The 13,386-nt window shown below is 63.3% G+C and carries 14 protein-coding genes; 11 read left to right on the top strand and 3 right to left on the bottom strand.

Going from position 1 to position 13,386, the window contains the following annotated elements; all coding sequences use genetic code 11:
- The first annotated feature begins 4 nt into the window (after positions 1-4).
- From PCJ49_RS00335 to PCJ49_RS00295, 9 genes are all read left to right on the top strand, one after another.
- Positions 5-364 (top strand): Na+/H+ antiporter subunit C, encoded by a 360-nt coding sequence (locus tag PCJ49_RS00335; protein WP_153204651.1) that lies wholly within the window; start codon positions 5-7, stop codon positions 362-364.
- Positions 361-1,923 carry a Na+/H+ antiporter subunit D gene (locus tag PCJ49_RS00330; RefSeq protein WP_269909193.1) on the top strand — a complete coding sequence of 521 codons (1,563 nt, stop codon included), beginning with the start codon at positions 361-363 and terminating at the stop codon, positions 1,921-1,923. Before PCJ49_RS00335 ends, PCJ49_RS00330 begins: the two co-directional genes overlap by 4 nt.
- Positions 1,920-2,393 (top strand): Na+/H+ antiporter subunit E, encoded by a 474-nt coding sequence (locus PCJ49_RS00325; RefSeq protein WP_269909192.1) that lies wholly within the window; start codon positions 1,920-1,922, stop codon positions 2,391-2,393. Before PCJ49_RS00330 ends, PCJ49_RS00325 begins: the two co-directional genes overlap by 4 nt.
- Positions 2,390-2,728 carry a monovalent cation/H+ antiporter complex subunit F gene (locus PCJ49_RS00320; RefSeq protein ID WP_269909191.1) on the top strand — a complete coding sequence of 113 codons (339 nt, stop codon included), beginning with the start codon at positions 2,390-2,392 and terminating at the stop codon, positions 2,726-2,728. The genes PCJ49_RS00325 and PCJ49_RS00320 overlap by 4 nt, the downstream gene beginning before the upstream one ends.
- Positions 2,721-3,098: a monovalent cation/H(+) antiporter subunit G gene (gene mnhG / locus PCJ49_RS00315; RefSeq protein ID WP_269909190.1), complete on the top strand. Its 378-nt coding sequence runs from the start codon at positions 2,721-2,723 to the stop codon at positions 3,096-3,098. Before PCJ49_RS00320 ends, mnhG begins: the two co-directional genes overlap by 8 nt.
- Positions 3,099-3,261: 163 nt before the next feature.
- Positions 3,262-4,986 (top strand): long-chain fatty acid--CoA ligase, encoded by a 1,725-nt coding sequence (locus tag PCJ49_RS00310; RefSeq protein ID WP_269909189.1) that lies wholly within the window; start codon positions 3,262-3,264, stop codon positions 4,984-4,986.
- A 74-nt stretch (positions 4,987-5,060) separates the two neighbouring features.
- Complete coding sequence (locus PCJ49_RS00305) at positions 5,061-5,984, top strand: ribokinase (RefSeq protein ID WP_269909188.1); 924 nt, start codon at positions 5,061-5,063, stop codon at positions 5,982-5,984.
- Between the two features lie 44 nt (positions 5,985-6,028).
- Positions 6,029-6,409, top strand: a complete 381-nt coding sequence (locus PCJ49_RS00300; RefSeq protein WP_269909187.1) for a helix-turn-helix domain-containing protein — start codon at positions 6,029-6,031, stop codon at positions 6,407-6,409.
- A 102-nt stretch (positions 6,410-6,511) separates the two neighbouring features.
- Entirely contained in the window at positions 6,512-6,910 is a 399-nt protein-coding gene (locus PCJ49_RS00295; RefSeq protein WP_089289383.1) for a hypothetical protein, read from the top strand.
- Positions 6,911-6,920: 10 nt separating this feature from the next.
- Here the strand turns inward: PCJ49_RS00295 and PCJ49_RS00290 are convergent, their stop codons facing one another.
- A complete protein-coding gene (locus tag PCJ49_RS00290) occupies positions 6,921-8,417 on the bottom strand; it encodes an aldehyde dehydrogenase (protein ID WP_269909186.1) in 1,497 nt (498 codons plus the stop codon).
- 213 nt (positions 8,418-8,630) lie between these two features.
- Between PCJ49_RS00290 and PCJ49_RS00285 the strand changes: the two genes are divergently transcribed.
- Positions 8,631-8,939 (top strand): Nif11-like leader peptide family natural product precursor, encoded by a 309-nt coding sequence (locus PCJ49_RS00285; RefSeq protein ID WP_269909185.1) that lies wholly within the window; start codon positions 8,631-8,633, stop codon positions 8,937-8,939.
- Between the two features lie 118 nt (positions 8,940-9,057).
- Complete coding sequence (locus PCJ49_RS00280) at positions 9,058-9,942, top strand: EamA family transporter (RefSeq protein ID WP_269909184.1); 885 nt, start codon at positions 9,058-9,060, stop codon at positions 9,940-9,942.
- A 27-nt stretch (positions 9,943-9,969) separates the two neighbouring features.
- Here PCJ49_RS00280 and PCJ49_RS00275 read toward each other — a convergent pair whose 3' ends face one another.
- Entirely contained in the window at positions 9,970-11,517 is a 1,548-nt protein-coding gene (locus PCJ49_RS00275; RefSeq protein ID WP_269909183.1) for a hypothetical protein, read from the bottom strand.
- Between the two features lie 3 nt (positions 11,518-11,520).
- Entirely contained in the window at positions 11,521-13,323 is a 1,803-nt protein-coding gene (locus PCJ49_RS00270; RefSeq protein WP_269909182.1) for a hypothetical protein, read from the bottom strand.
- Positions 13,324-13,386 lie beyond the last annotated feature (63 nt).

Here is a 13,386-nt window from a genome sequence, read left to right as displayed (position 1 = left end):
ACCCATGGAAACCATCATGGCCTTCGCCGTCGGCGGCATGGTTGCCGGTGCCGTCTATCTGTTCCTGTCGCGCCAGTTGCTGCGGGTGCTGTTCGGGGTGATCCTGCTGTCCAACGCCGTCAATGTCGCCATCCTGCTGGTGGGCCGGCTGACGCCCGGTCAGGCCCCCCTGATCGGCCAGGGGCAGGAGGTGCTGGGCCAGGGTCTGGCCAACCCGCTGCCCCAGGCGCTGATCCTGACCGCCATCGTCATTGGTTTTGGCCTGCTTTCCTTCGTGCTGGCCCTGGTCTATCGCGGCTATCAGGAACTGGGCACGCTGGACAGCAGCCAGATGCGCACGGCTGAGCCGGAGGATGCGGTATGATCGCCTGGCTGGTTGCCTCCCCCATTCTGGTACCGCTGACCACGGCGGCCCTGTGCGCCGTGTTCTGGCACCGCCCGGCCCTGCAACGCGTGCTGTCGCTGGGGGGCAGCACGCTGCTGCTGATCCTGGCCGGCTTCTTGCTGGCGCGGGTGATGGAAGGCGGCGTACAGGTGGCCCAGATGGGCAGTTGGGCCGCCCCCTTCGGCATCACCCTGGTGGCCGACACGCTGTCGGCGCTGATGATCCTGATCGCGTCGGTGATGGCGCTGGCGGTGGCCGTCTATGCGCTGGGCGATGTGGATGCGGTGCGTGAACGCGGCGGATACCACATCATCTTTCAGGTGCTGATGGTCGGCGTCTGCGGCAGCTTCATCACTGGCGATCTGTTCAACCTCTATGTCTGGTTTGAGGTGATGCTGATCTCCTCCTTCGTGCTGCTGTCGCTGGGCGGTACGAAGGAACAGATCGACGGCGCCATCAAATATGCCGCCATCAACCTGATCGCCACCGCCTGTTTCCTGCTGGCCGTTGCCCTGCTCTATGGCGTGACCGGTACGCTGAACATGGCCGATCTGGCCGTGCGGGTGCCGCATGTCGCCAATAAGGGGCTGGTCAGCACCATTGCCGTGCTGTTCATCATCGCCTTTGGCATGAAGGCGGCGGTTTTCCCCTTCTTCTTCTGGCTGCCTGCCGCCTATCACACGCCCGCCGTGGCGGTGCAGGCGATTTTCGCCGGCCTGCTGACCAAGGTGGGCGTCTATGCGCTGCTGCGCTGTTTCACCTTGATCTTCACCGGCGATATGGGCTGGACCCATGGCATCCTGCTGTGGATTGCCGGGGCCACCATGCTGACGGGGGCCTTGGGATCGCTGGCGGTGCGCGACCTGCGCCGGGCGCTGTCCTGGCAGGTGGTGGCGCATATCGGCTACATGATCATGGGGCTGGCCATCGCCACCCCGCTGGCCATTGCCGGCACCGTTTTCTATCTGGTGCATGACATTGTGGTGAAGACCAACCTGTTTCTGGGGGCCGGCGTGGTGCGCCGGTTGTCGGGCGGGGATACGTCTTACACCCGGCTGGGCGGGCTGTTCACCGCTGCCCCGATCCTCTGTGTGGTGCTGTTCGTGCCGCTGGCCTCGCTGGCCGGTTTCCCGCCTTTCTCCGGCTTCTGGTCCAAGCTGCTGCTGGTGCGTGCTGGCTTGGCCGTGGAGAACTGGGCCATCGTCGCCGTGGCCCTGGTCACGGGCCTGCTGACCTTCTGGTTGGTCGGGCGGCTGTGGGCGGAGATGGTGTGGAAGGCCAACCCGGCGGGTGAGGCACTGGGCACCGCCAGCCTGGGCGGGGCGGCGCGCGTGGCGCTGGTGGCACCGCTGGTGCTGCTGTCTGCCATCACCGTCACCATCGGTTTTTATGCTGAACCCTTGATGCGGGTCAGCGCCATGGCCGCCGATGGGCTGGTTGATCCGCAAGCCTATATCGATGCGGTGCTGGGGGCGGTGCCGACCACCCCCACCCTGGTCGGGGCCGCCGAACCGGCCGCGATGGAGGTGCAGCCATGAACCTGCTGGTGCTGAACCTGCTGCTGGCCCTGGCCTGGATGGGCTTCAATGCCGATTTCAGCCTGGGTGGCTTCACGGCCGGCTTTGTGCTGGGCCATGGCGTGCTGTGGCTGGGCCGGCCGCTTTACCCCAACCAGCGTTATTTCCGCCTGCTCTGGGGTTCGCTGGGCTATTTCCTCTGGCTGCTGAAGGAGATTGTCCTCTCCTCCCTGAAGGTGACGGCCAGCGTGCTGGGCTTTGGGGAGAAGGTGCAGCCGGCCGTCATCGCCATCCCGCTGGATGCGCGGACGGATCTGGAAATTACCCTGCTGGCCTGTTCCATCACCCTGACGCCCGGCACGCTGACGCTGGATGTCGCTCCCGACCGCAAGCATCTCTACATCCATGCCATGTTCGGGGGCGATGCGGCGGCTTTGTGCGCGGAAACCAAGGATAGTATGGAACGCCGTATCCTGCAGGTGCTGCGATGACGCCCCCCCTCACCCCTTTCCTGTCCTGGTGCCTGACCATCGCCATGGTGATGCTGTTCGCCGCCTTTGCGCTGACCATCGTGCGGGTGCTGCGCGGGCCGACCACGGCGGACCGCATCATTGCCATCGACCTGTTCGGTGTGCTGGCCGTGGCCTTCATCGCGCTCTACACGCTGTATGTGCGCCAAGTGGTATTTCTGGATGCCGCCATCGCCCTGGCCCTGGTCGCCTTTTTCGGCACCGTCGCCTATGCCCGTTTCCTGGAACGGCGCGTGGTGGAGAGGCCAGAGGAGCGGGAGGCCGCGCAGCAGGAGAAGGAGAAGCCCCATGCTTGACCAGATCGCGCAGGCCATCGTCGGCATCCTGGCGGTGGCCGGGTCGTTTTTCTGTCTGGTGGCGGCCTTGGGCGTGGTGCGCCTGCCCGATGCGCTGACCCGGATGCACGCCAGTTCCAAGGCCGGCACGCTGGGCTGCGGGCTGGTGCTGCTGGCCGTGGCCCTGTTCTTTCCCGGCCTGGATGTGGTGGCCCGCGTGGTGGCGGCCATCCTGTTTTTGCTGCTGACCACACCGGTTGCCGCCCACATGATTGGCCGGGCCGCCTATGCCAGCGGAGAATCGCCCGCCGCCGGTACCGTGCGGGATGATCTGGCCAAGGGCCCGGACAACCCCCGCCGCCGCCTGTTGGATAAGGCGGGGAGACGGTAACCGCTGGCCATTCGCCCTGTCGGGGTGGGGCTTGCAAAAAAAACGCTTGGGTGACGTAACGGAAGGCCGAAGAAACGCTTGAGGTTCCATTTCCCCTCCCGATATAGGAGATTCAAAGGCGTCGCGCTGGAAGGCGCCGGCAGTCCATACCGGGAGGAATAAAATGGCCGAAGCGGTCGCATCCGTGCAGCAGCAGCAACAGGGTCGCCGGCCCTTTGTGTGGGAAGGCTCCTACCCGCCCGGTGTGAAGTGGGATAGCCCCATCCCGGAACGCACCCTGCCGCAATTGCTGGATCAGGCGACCCAGCGCTTCCGCGACCGCCCTTGCGTCGATTTCCTGGACAAGAAATATACCTATGGCGCGATCACCGATCTGGTGGATCGCTTCGCCAAGGGTTTGCAGGACATGGGCTTGCAGAAGGGCCAGAAGGTCGGCCTGTTCCTGCCCAACACCCCTTATTCGGTGATCTGCTATTTCGGCATCCTGAAGGCTGGCGGCGTGGTGGTGAATTTCAACCCGCTCTACGCGGAACGTGAAATCTGCCACATGATCAATGATTCCGAGGCTGACTGGATGATCAGCCTGGATCTGAAGGTCACATATGACAAGCTGGCCAAGATGTTCGGGCAGAGCCGGCTGAAAAAGATCATCGTGGTGCCGATGGCCGGCATCCTGCCCTTCCCGAAGAACCTGCTGTTCCCCTTCGTGAAGAAGAAGGAAATCGCCGCCATCCCGCGCGATGATCGGCATGTCTGGTTCAAACAACTGGTGGCCAATGATGGCAGGCCGCGCCCGGTGGCGCTGGATGCCGTCAATGATGTGGCGGTGCTGCAATATACCGGCGGCACCACGGGCGTGCCCAAGGGGGCGATGCTGACGCATCAGAATATCACCGCCAATACCGCCCAGGCCGCCTATTGGTTCAGCGCGATGGCAGAACCGGGGAATGAGCGGATGCTGGGCGTGCTGCCGCTGTTCCACGTCTTCGCCATGACCTGCGTGATGAACCTGACCATCCAGAATGGTGGGGAAATGATCCTGCTGCCCCGGTTCGAGCTGGAGCAGGTGCTGGAGACGATCCACAAGAAAAAGCCCACCCAGTTTCCGGCGGTGCCCACCATCTATACCGCCATCAATAATTACAAGGATGTGGGGAAATACGACCTTTCCTCCATCAAGGTCTGTAATTCCGGTGGTGCGCCCTTGCCGGTGGAGGTGAAGGCGCAGTTCGAGAAGCTGACCGGCTGCGCCCTGGTGGAAGGCTATGGCCTGTCGGAATCCGCCCCCATCGCCACCATCAACCCGACCCATGCCAGCCGCGCCGGCTCCATCGGGCTGCCGGTGCCCGGTACGGATATCCGCATCGTCAGCCTGGAAGATCGCCGTACGGAGGTGCCGCGCGGCGAACGGGGCGAAATCTGCATCATCGGCCCGCAGGTGATGAAGGGCTATTGGAAGAAGGACAAGGAAACGGCTGAGACGCTGGATGGCGGGATGCTGCATACCGGCGATGTCGGCTATCTGGATGAAGACGGCTATATCTTCATCGTTGACCGCATCAAGGACATGATCCTGGCCGGCGGCTACAACGTTTATCCGCGCAATGTGGAAGAGGCGATCTACCAGCATCCGCAGGTGGCGGAATGCATTGTGCTGGGCGTGCCCGACCCCTATCGCGGCCAGACGGTGAAGGCCTATATCAAGACCCGCGATGGCGCGGTGTTGAGCAAGGACGATATCAAGTCCTTCCTGGAAGATAAGCTGTCCCCCATCGAACAGCCCAAGCTGTATGAATTCCGCGATGAGCTGCCCAAGACCATGATCGGCAAATTGTCGCGCAAGGCCCTGCTGGATGAGTTGGAGGCGGAGAAGAAGAAGGCGGGTTAAGCCCCTTCCCCAACAGCGGGGAACCGGGTAGGAACGCCGCCGTCAACCCGCTATCCAGAGGCAAAGGGACCAACATGGCCAAGCTGATCGTTCTCGGCAGCACCAATATCGACATCCTGGCCACCATGCAGGCGGCACCGCGCGCCGGCGAAACGGTGAATGGGGAGACGGTGCAGCTGATGCCAGGCGGCAAGGGGCTGAACCAGGCCGTGGCGGCAGTGCAGCAGGGCGTGGCGGTCAGCTTTGTCGGCCGGGTGGGCCGCGATGCCTTCGGCGATCAGGTCGCGGCCTTCTTCGCCGAAAAAGGCATTGAGGCATCCGGCCTGAAGCGCAGCGAGACGCTGGGCACCGGCAATGCCCTGATCCTGGTGGATGCGACGGCGGAAAACCGCATCGTCGTCATCCCCGCCGCCAATAAGGAGATCGTGCCCGCCGATGCTGAGGGGGTGGCCATTGCCGCTGGCGATATCGTGGTCAGCCAGTTTGAGGTGCCGCGCAGCACCATTGCCAGCATCTTCGCCCAGGCGCGCGCCACGGGTGCCCGCACCGTGCTGAATGCGGCGCCAGCCCTGGATGATGCACCCGCTGAGCTTTGGGCTGATACCGACATCCTGGTAGTGAACGAGACGGAGCTGGGCCATTTCGCCGGCGTGGAACTGTCCGGTGACGCGCCGGTGGAAGCGGTGGCCGAAGCCGCCCGCCGCCTGTTCCGCCGCGACGATCAGGTGGTGATCGCCACACTCGGCGTGCGCGGCGCGCTGGCCGTCACATCGATGGGCCATGAACTGGTGCCGGGCCGCAAGGTGAAGGCGGTGGATACCACCGGGGCCGGGGATTGCTTTGTCGGCAGCCTGTCCGCCCGGCTGGCGGCGGGGGACGCGCTGGCCGATGCCATGCGCTATGCCAATGTCGCCGCCTCCATCGCCTGCACCCGCATCGGCACCGGCACCGCCATGCCGCAGGCCGAGGAGGTGTTTGCGGCTCTGCGGGCGGGGTGAGAGGGTAGTGGATATCGCTCCGGGCGATAAAAGGACGTTTATCGATGAACGCTTTGCATATCCGCCCCATTGCGGAGACGCCGGACAGCGTGACGTTGAGCCGTGCTGATTTTGAAGCCATCCAGGAACTGCTGGAAGATGCCGCCGACCTCGCGGATATCGAGGCTGTGGCCCGTAAACTGGATGGCGGTGAAGCCGGGACACTCCCCGACAATGTGGTCAATCGGCTGTTGGATGGGGAAAATCCCGTGTTGGTTCTGCGTCAGCATCGGGGCCTTTCCGCCCTCGCCCTGGCCCAGGCAGCCGGCCTCTCGCAATCCTTCATCTCCGAAATCGAAGCAGGTCGCAAACGCGGGGGGATTGATACGCTGAACCGGATTGCGGCGGCGTTGTCGGTGCCGCTGGATATGCTTGTCGGTCGATAAACACACCAGGATGCCGGGTCACCACGGCACATCACATTTTTATTTGGGCAAGCGGGGCCGGCTTCGGTAGTCTTGGGCACAAATCTCCCGAAGGAGTGGGCCATGAGCGATACCTATGTCACGCTCAAAATTCGTGAGGCATTGAAGGCGGCGCAGGGCAACCGCGCCCAGGCTCAGCGCGTGCTGATCACCTGGGCGCTGGATGATGAGCAGTTGCTGCGCGGTCTGGCCAAGCCCTTCCTGAAGGCCATTGTCGGCAGTGCGGTGGATCGGGTGGCGCGCGGCGGTGGCATCACCACCGCATCGCCGGCCCCCGGCCAGGGTATCCAGCGCGCCGCCAAGCCGCAGCCGGGGCCGAAAAAGCTGTCGCCGCAGATGCTGGATGCCATCATCTCCCGCATGGGCACGGGCAGCGGCGATCTGCCGGAACCCGAACCGCGCGATCAGGCGGATAATCTGAAGGCCCTGGCCGCCGCGTTCACCCAACGCAAGCGGCCCTGAGCTTTGCCCCTTACGATAGATCGATCCAGACGCTTTTCAGGTCGGTATATTTTTCCAGCGCGTGCAGGCTGCGGTCGCGGCCGAAGCCGGACTGTTTGAAACCGCCGAATGGCGTGGTGATATCCCCGCCATCATAGCAGTTGATCCAGACGCTACCGGCCCGGATGGCGCGGGCCGCCTTCATGGCGGTGGACAGGTCGCGCGTCCACACCGCCGCCGCCAGACCATAGATCGTGTCATTGGCGATGCGGAAGGCTTCCTCCGTGCTGGAAAAGCTGATGGTGGAGAGCACGGGGCCAAAAATTTCTTCCCGCGCGATGGTCATCTGGTTGGTGACGCCGTCAAACAGGGTGGGTTCGATATAGAAGCCGCCCGTCTCCGTGCGCGCCGCGCCGCCGCCCAGGCGCAGGGCCGCCCCTTCGGCCTTGCCCTTGGCGATGTAATCCAGCACGCGGGCGTGCTGGCGGTCATCCACCATCGCCCCCATGGTGGTTTTCGGGTCCAGCGGGTCACCGGGGGTCCAGCGTGCGGCATGGCGGGTGACAAGTTCCAGAAACTCGTCCTTGATGCTTTCATGCACCAGCAGGCGGGAACCGGCGGTGCAAACCTCCCCCTGATTGAAGAAGATGCCGCCCACGGCTTCGCGCGCGGCCCGGTCCAGGTCCGGCGCGTCGGGCAGGATGATGTGGGGGCTTTTGCCGCCGCATTCCAGCGAGACGCGCTTCAGGTTGCTTTCCCCGGAATAGCGCATGAAATATTTGCCAACCTCGGTGGAGCCGGTGAAGGCCAGCATATCCACATCCATATGCCGGCCAATGGCCTGCCCCGCCGTTTCCCCAAAACCCGGCACGACATTCAGCACGCCGGCCGGCAGGCCCGCCTGCACCGCCAGTTCAGCCAGGAACAGGGCCGTCAGCGGCGATTGCTCGGCCGGTTTCAGCACCACGGAATTGCCGGTGGCCAGTGCCGGGGCCAGCTTCCATACCGCCATCATCAGCGGGAAGTTCCACGGCACCACCACGCCGATCACACCCAGCGGTTCCCGCAGGATCAGCGACATGGCATCGCCGCCGCTGGGGCCGACCTGATCATAAATCTTGTCGATGGCTTCGGCGTAATATTCGACACAGCGGATGGACAGGGGAATGTCGATCTTGCGGCTGTCGGAAATGGGCTTGCCCATATCCAGCGTTTCCAGCAAGGCCAGCTCGTCGGCATTCTCCCCCATCAACTGCGCCAGCTTCAGCAGCACCTTGCGGCGCTGGCGCGGGTGGGCATCGCGCCAGACACCGGTTTCAAACGCCTTGCGGGCGGCGGCCACCGCCGCATCCACATCGGCCGCATCGCATTCGGCCACCTGTGTCAGCACCGAACCGTCGCGCGGGGTGACGCAATCGAAACGCTTGCCGCTGAGCGCATCAACGAATTTGCCGCCGATGAACGCCTGATTGCGGAATAGCAGCCGGGCGGCGCGTTCCTGCCAGGTGCCGGCGATTGTGCTGTCCATGGTCGCTTCCCCTTTGCCGGGCCCCTGAGGCCCCTGATCGGCCCCCAGGGTGCCCGCTTCGGATCAGGGCGGCAAGGGGGCAGGCGGGGGATGAATGGCAGAGTATCGCGCCGCCCGCGCAAACTGTGGCCCGGATGCGGGGGACGGTCGGACAGGATAAAGATGGGGTGTCGGAATGGCGTCCCTGCCCTTTGAGAAAACCGGAGTGAGATCATGACCCAGGCCCAGCCCCTGTCGCCCAACCTGTCCGCCCTGCGCGATGCCATCTTCGCCGATCCGGCCCTGGTGGACCGCCTGTCCGCCATCAAGGAAAAGGACGCGCTCGCCAGCGAACTGCTGGGTGTGGCCGCCGCCAAGGGGATCAGCGTGGATGCCGCCGCCCTGGGCGACAGCCTGGAAGCGGAACTGGCCAAGCTGGCCGATGCCGAACTGTCGGATGATGAGCTGGAAGCCGTCTCCGCCGGCTTCATCAATTACAGCAAGGTGCTCAAAGATCCGAAGAATGCCAAAGGCTCCTTCTAATAAACAGCCGATGTCAAGGAACTGCCGCCAACCATTGTCCCCGTGACATGTTAGCGGTTGCAACAGGGCGCATGGCCGTGCGGGATGGAAGTCGCCCCTTTCCATCCGGGTACTGCCGATGCGCCCTGTTCATATTGCCATGGCTTTGTTGGTTGCCCTGATCTGGGGCGTGAATTTCGTTTTCATCAAAATGGCGCTGACGGGCTTTCCGCCGCTGCTGCTGACCACCGCGCGCTTCACCCTGGCGGCATTACCCATTCTGATCATCCCCAAGCCGCCGCAATTGCGCTGGCGCGATCTGGCGCTGGTCTCCACCTTCCTCTTTGTCGGGCATTATGCCTTTCTGTTCAGTGCGCTGGATAATGGCATGGCGCCGGGTCTGGCCAGCATCCTGCTGCAGAGCCAGGCCTTCATCACCATGCTGCTGGCCCTGCCGGTGCTGGGGGAACGGCCCGGCGGGCGGCAATTGGCCGGGGCCTGCATCGCTGCTGCCGGGCTGGCCGTGACGGCAGGTACCATCGGCGGGGATGTTACCTGGATGGGCTTTGGCCTGACGCTGCTGGCGGCAGCCAGTTGGGCCATGGGCAATGTGTTGACGCGCCGCCTGCCCCCCACCCCTACCCTGCCGCTGATGGTCTGGCTGTCCGTGGTTCCCCCCTTGCCGGCCCTTTGCCTGTCACTGGCGATCGAGGGGCCGGGGCGGGTGGCGGAGGCGCTGAGCCATTTCAACGGCGTGGCCGTGGCATCCCTGCTCTATATCGTGGTGCTGTCCACGCTGACGGCCTTCGGTATCTGGGGATTTCTGCTGAAAACCTACCGGGCCGGGCTGGTGGCGCCCTTTTCTCTGATGGTGCCGGTCTTCGGCACCGTCACCGCCCATCTGGTCTATGGGGAAAGTTTCGGACCACAGCGGATGGCGGGGATGGCGCTGATCTTTATCGGCATCCTGGTACCATCCCTGCCGCTGGCCCGGCTGTTCGGACGGCGGGCGGCCCTGCCCTGAAGGGCGGGCCACCCGCTGCCGCATTGATCACTTCACCGTATCAGCGGAGAAGATGAAGGAATAGCTGGTGGCATAGTGCGGCGTGCTGTCCGCCGTTTTCTCGCCATTGGCGGTCATCGGGAACAGGGTGACACTGCGCTGAGTCACCCCATTCTTGCGGAAGAAGGTGACGGCAGCAGACTGCGCAATGTCACCATATTGATGACAATCCATACAGGCTTTACCGGTCTGCACATAGGTTTCCATCGTCGTATTGGCCACCACCCGCGTGGCCGTGGCCGGGGTGATGCCCCCCACCGTCAAGGGCACCACGCTTTGCGGCGGGATGGCCGTGGGGAGGGATGGCCATTGCACATCAATCAGCCGATAATAATTGAACACGGATTGGGCGGGAAACAGGCCCCAGGCATATTGGTTGGTGCTGTTGGCCACATTCTCCACCGGCGTCATCCGCGTCACCTGCATCGGCGCCGCATAGGGACTGCAGCCCTGGGGCAGATAGGGCGGGCTGGTATTGTTGCAGGGAAACGAGGGGGATTTGTTGGCCTGACACTTGTAGAAATCCGTGGCGGGATCGCAGGATGGATTGAAATAGGTATAACCAGGGCTGGGCTTGCGGTTGGGATTATCCGGCAAGTTCACCGTGTCCCCACCATTATCTGGCGCATTATCCACCTGTTCGAAGGTGGACCAGAGGAATTGCGGCGCCCCGGGCAGCCGGCGGATAATATGCAGCCCGGTCAGGCCCACCGTCTGGTTGCTGGTATTGCCATAGGGGTCGGTCACGGTCGCCTGTGCCGTCAGGTACCGGTAGTTCAACGAGCCGTCTGCCGGCAGAACCACCCAAGCAGCCTTCAGTTCGATGGAGCCGACATTCAGGCCGAAGGTTTTGGCATTACCGGCGCAATCCACATCGCCCGGCCCCATCGGCAGATTGAAACCGCCCATCCCGTTCTGGCCCGCATTGCTGGCGCAGGCTTCCTGCCCGGCAAAGCTGGTCAGATTCTGGCTGGTGATATAGGCAGCCTCATCCAGATTGATGCTGACCGTATAATAGGTCAGCCCGCCACGCTGGTCAGTCAGCCAATCCGGTTTCAGCGGGGTGCCGCTGGCCTGACCAATGGCGGAAAGGTCCAGCGAGGAAACCTCTGACAGCACAGAGAGGTTAAGCCGCCCCGGATGCGCCGTCGCCTTCTTCAAGGCGGCCTTATCCCCGCTGAACAGCAGGTTGGCCAGCACATAGGTCTGCCAAACGGTGGGCTTGTTATTGCCGGGCACGCCGAACTGGTTGGCCGGTACGGACGTATCCGGCGTGCCCGGCGTGCTGCTGCTGGCCGCCCAGTTGAGATAGATGAATTGCTGCCAGGCGATGCAATCGGCATTGGTCTGGTTGCGCAGGTTGAAATTTGGCGGCAGCACCGGATTCATGGTGATCTGGGTGGTACCGAAGCCGGTGCAGGGATTGCTGACGGTTTGGGCGGCGGCGGTGCCGGCGCCCAGCATCAACACGGACAGCAAAGCCAGCGCCGGGGCCACGCCCCGGCAGCAAAGCAGGGAGAGAACCCGGCGCAGCATGGATCAAGCCCCCGCCGTGATATGGACCAGCGCTGGCATGGTCTGGGTATCGCCGTTCAGCGAGACCGACAGGGCGCGCAGGCCGGGCGTCGCCCCACTGGCAACCGACACGGTCAGCGTCAGGGCCGTATAGTTGCCGGGGTAAGAATTGCCGGGCACGGCATAGGAGACCGGGCTGGCACCCGTCACCGTCACCGTGACATCACCATCCACCGCCCCGCCGGACAGTTCCGTCAGCACCGCGACGCTGGGCAGGTCAGTGCCTTCATAATTGCTGACAATCAGGGTCAGGGCCGCCTCCCCCCCGCCCGCTGGCAGGAAGGGCGCAATCATCGTGGTGTTGCTGGACATGGGGAGGACGAACCCGGTGGGATTAGGCTCCGCCACAGCATAATAGGCGTTCCACAACACTGAATACATGCACTGCAAAGGTGCTGCCTGCGACCCCGCCCCGGCACAGGGCAGTGTGGGCGGCGTGGCATCGGTGGAAAGCGGGCGGGCATAAAGCCCCACATCAAACTGCTGCGCGATCTGGCCAGCCCAGGTAATGGCGCTGCCATTGATCTGGATGTCGGCCAGGGTCAGGGATGGATCCATGGCAAGCCACGACAATGGTATCTGACAGGCGGCGTGCAGGATGAAACCACCATCGCCGGTATTGCCGGGGAAATTCTGGCCGGTCACCGGGTCAACCAGCGTGGCCGCACCGCGCACCACCTGCCAGATGTCGGACGGCTTGGCGTCTGACGGAACATTCTTGCCGACCTGGATACGCGGGCCGAAGCTCCAGGTGGTGAAATTGGGCATCTGAATATAAAGCCCGAACGGATTGGCCAGATTGACCAGCTGATACGCCCCCGTCACCTGACCGCCGACCACCTGGTTCACCGTCTGGCCAATATGCGGGTCACTGTTGCGATAGGCCTGGCCGTACTGGCCGCAGCAGAGCAGCTTCTGCGCATCGCTGTTGCCGCTGACCAGTTGCTGGGTGGAAACGCCGGCCAGTCCGATTTCCGTCTGCAGGGTATTGGGCGTGCTGGTCAGATGGATGGCACCGCCGCTGCGGTCGGCCAGCGCGCCCGTGCGGGACGATTTCGGGCCACTATTCCACTTGTTCAACGGGTTATAGGCGGGGCGGCCCGTGCCCGGATCCGTCACGACGTTACCGTCGGCGTCCTTCAATGTCAGATCACCCTCGGTAATGACCACCAGATGATCGGTATGCAGGCCATAATTCAGGATTTCATTATACAGCTCCACCACGCGGGTGGGGCTGATGGCCCAGAGGGAATACCAATATTCCGGGTTTTCGCAGCAGAAATCGATACGGATGATATTATTATTTTCATCCCGTGCTGCCGCCCATTCACAATATTCATCATGCCAGCCGCGCGGGCCATAGGGGCCGTATTTCTGCAACGGGCCGCTCCAGTTCGCCTGCGGGCAGAACTGTGCCGGAATATCCGGCAACGGGGTGGCATTTGCCCCATAATAACCAGTATCAGCCAAGGAATAGATATCCGGCATCTCCAGCTTATAGGGATTGGCCGGCGGGATCGGTGGCGTGGCGGAGCAATATTGCATCAGGCGGCCAGAAAAGGCCGACCAGGACACCTGCGCCGTCTGGGAGCCGGGCGGAATGACCGTGTCCGTGGGATCATAAAAAAAGGACGGGGCCGCTGGCATCGCCTGCTGCACAAAGCCTTTCAGATTGTCGTTCCACAGCGCGGCCAGCGCTGCCTGCTTCTCGGTGGAAGCCGGAAAATCAACAATGAAAGCCGGCGTACCGAACGTGAAATCGGTCATCTCTCACCCCTGGTTGCACATGGCGGAAAAATCTCCCGCCCGAACTGTCAGCCTACGCCTATG

The organism is Niveispirillum sp. BGYR6 (assembly GCF_027568365.1).
Classification (GTDB): Bacteria; Pseudomonadota; Alphaproteobacteria; order Azospirillales; family Azospirillaceae; genus Niveispirillum.
This window is presented reverse-complemented; position numbering and strand designations above follow the sequence as displayed.

Excerpts from the sequence above, each read along its gene's own strand:
- PCJ49_RS00335 (WP_153204651.1), top strand. The coding sequence starts at position 5 with ATGGAAACCATCATGGCCTTCGCCGTCGGCGGCATGGTTGCCGGTGCC.
- PCJ49_RS00330 (WP_269909193.1), top strand. The coding sequence starts at position 361 with ATGATCGCCTGGCTGGTTGCCTCCCCCATTCTGGTACCGCTGACCACG.
- PCJ49_RS00325 (WP_269909192.1), top strand. The coding sequence starts at position 1,920 with ATGAACCTGCTGGTGCTGAACCTGCTGCTGGCCCTGGCCTGGATGGGC.
- PCJ49_RS00320 (WP_269909191.1), top strand. The coding sequence starts at position 2,390 with ATGACGCCCCCCCTCACCCCTTTCCTGTCCTGGTGCCTGACCATCGCC.
- mnhG (WP_269909190.1), top strand. The coding sequence starts at position 2,721 with ATGCTTGACCAGATCGCGCAGGCCATCGTCGGCATCCTGGCGGTGGCC.
- PCJ49_RS00310 (WP_269909189.1), top strand. The coding sequence starts at position 3,262 with ATGGCCGAAGCGGTCGCATCCGTGCAGCAGCAGCAACAGGGTCGCCGG.
- PCJ49_RS00305 (WP_269909188.1), top strand. The coding sequence starts at position 5,061 with ATGGCCAAGCTGATCGTTCTCGGCAGCACCAATATCGACATCCTGGCC.
- PCJ49_RS00300 (WP_269909187.1), top strand. The coding sequence starts at position 6,029 with ATGAACGCTTTGCATATCCGCCCCATTGCGGAGACGCCGGACAGCGTG.
- PCJ49_RS00295 (WP_089289383.1), top strand. The coding sequence starts at position 6,512 with ATGAGCGATACCTATGTCACGCTCAAAATTCGTGAGGCATTGAAGGCG.
- PCJ49_RS00290 (WP_269909186.1), bottom strand. The coding sequence starts at position 8,417 with ATGGACAGCACAATCGCCGGCACCTGGCAGGAACGCGCCGCCCGGCTG.
- PCJ49_RS00285 (WP_269909185.1), top strand. The coding sequence starts at position 8,631 with ATGACCCAGGCCCAGCCCCTGTCGCCCAACCTGTCCGCCCTGCGCGAT.
- PCJ49_RS00280 (WP_269909184.1), top strand. The coding sequence starts at position 9,058 with ATGCGCCCTGTTCATATTGCCATGGCTTTGTTGGTTGCCCTGATCTGG.
- PCJ49_RS00275 (WP_269909183.1), bottom strand. The coding sequence starts at position 11,517 with ATGCTGCGCCGGGTTCTCTCCCTGCTTTGCTGCCGGGGCGTGGCCCCG.
- PCJ49_RS00270 (WP_269909182.1), bottom strand. The coding sequence starts at position 13,323 with ATGACCGATTTCACGTTCGGTACGCCGGCTTTCATTGTTGATTTTCCG.